This window comes from Pseudoroseomonas cervicalis ATCC 49957, assembly GCF_000164635.1.
In the GTDB taxonomy this organism is placed as follows: Bacteria; Pseudomonadota; Alphaproteobacteria; order Acetobacterales; family Acetobacteraceae; genus Pseudoroseomonas; species Pseudoroseomonas cervicalis.
Map to the genome: position 1 here is coordinate 1 of NZ_GG771015.1, position 1,267 is coordinate 1,267.

At 66.1% G+C, this 1,267-nt stretch carries 3 protein-coding genes; all 3 read right to left on the bottom strand.

The window, feature by feature from the left end:
• A partial coding sequence (locus tag HMPREF0731_RS21335) for a recombinase family protein (protein WP_040614337.1) occupies positions 1-258 on the bottom strand: 258 nt, incomplete at its 3' end.
• Positions 255-731, bottom strand: coding sequence for a DUF2924 domain-containing protein (locus HMPREF0731_RS23825; RefSeq protein WP_007006322.1), 477 nt, complete (start codon positions 729-731; stop codon positions 255-257). The genes HMPREF0731_RS21335 and HMPREF0731_RS23825, both read right to left, overlap by 4 nt.
• A 312-nt stretch (positions 732-1,043) precedes the next feature.
• Positions 1,044-1,267, bottom strand: a 224-nt coding sequence (locus tag HMPREF0731_RS21345; protein ID WP_007006323.1) for a hypothetical protein, incomplete at its 5' end; no start/stop codon positions are given.

Sequence of the window (1,267 nt, forward strand, 5' to 3'; positions counted from 1 at the left end):
CTCGCGCAGCAGGCGTTGCAGGGCCGGGCGCTCGAGCGTGCTGCCGGAGAGGCCGCCATCATCATAGCGATCAGCCACCAGGAGCCAGCCTTCGCCGCGCTGGCTGGCGATATAGGCCTCGCAGGCATCGCGCTGGGCGTCGAGGCTGTTGAACTCTTTCTCCAGTCCTTCCTCGGTGGATTTGCGGGTGTAGATGGCGCAGCGGCGTTTGAGGATCGTGGCCGGCAGATCGGCCTCGCGCGGGGATTTGCGTTTCATGCAGAGCCCCGCTGGGCTTTGAGGCCAAAGAAGGCCCAGCCATTCCAGCGCGTGCCAGTGATGTGGCGGGCGATGGCGGAGAGGGAGCGATAGGGCCGTCCCTCATATTCGAAGCCGTCGGCGAGGACGGTGACGCCATGCTGGACGCCCTGGTATTCGCGGATGAGGCGTGTGCCGATCACCGGGCGATCCGATCCAGCGCGCAGGCGGCGGAGTACGACATTGCCACCATCCAACTGCTCGCCGAGGGCTTCGAGGCGGGCCACCGTCTCTGGCTTGAGGCCGCCATAGGCGAGTTCCTGGATGCGATAGGCGAGGCGGCTTTCGAGGAATTTCCTGTTATGGGGCGGGGCTTCGCTGCCAAAGAGGCTGCGCCATTGCTCTTTGAGGGTGGCGATATCGGCGGTTTTGAGCGCGGCCAGGCGTGGCAGGACGCTGTCGGACGCAGGCGGGGGAGGGGAGTGCTGGGTCATGCCGGTCTCCGTTGTGTCCGGTCATGAGGGCGCTGCGGGGGCGGGGAGGGTAGGCAAACCTCTCCCCAGTCGCGGGCCTGCGCGGCGTCGTGGGCGTATTCCTCCGCCGTGTGGCTGCGCAGTCGCAGCAGGGCGCGGGCGAGGAGGGCGCAGACCTCGCGGAGGTGGGGCGGGAGGTGGGGGTTGGGGAGGGGGGACGCCATGGCTGGGGAGAAGGATCGTGCCTTCATCTCCAAAAGAACAGCAAAAACAATCGCTTGTCGAAATCCCGCGCAAACAAAAGCAGCGTTGCGCAAAGCTGGTAGGGAGGCGTCAGCGCCCACCCCAGGGGCGGATGAACTGGTCGTAGCTATCCCAGAGCTCACCCTCCTCCTCGACTTGGTAGCCGGTCATGTCGTCAAACTGCAGCAGGGTCAGCGAGAGCCCGAGCCGCTCGGAGAGGATGGTCAGTTCCTTGACCGGCTCCGAGCCACGCGCGAAATGCCAAATCCCGGCCGGGAGAGCCACTGGCCGGCCTGTGAACGCCAGAGTTCCGC

What these genes read in the sequence shown, in the direction of transcription:
- HMPREF0731_RS23825 (WP_007006322.1), bottom strand. Translation starts at nt 731, where the DNA reads ATGACCCAGCACTCCCCTCCCCCGCCTGCGTCCGACAGCGTCCTGCCA.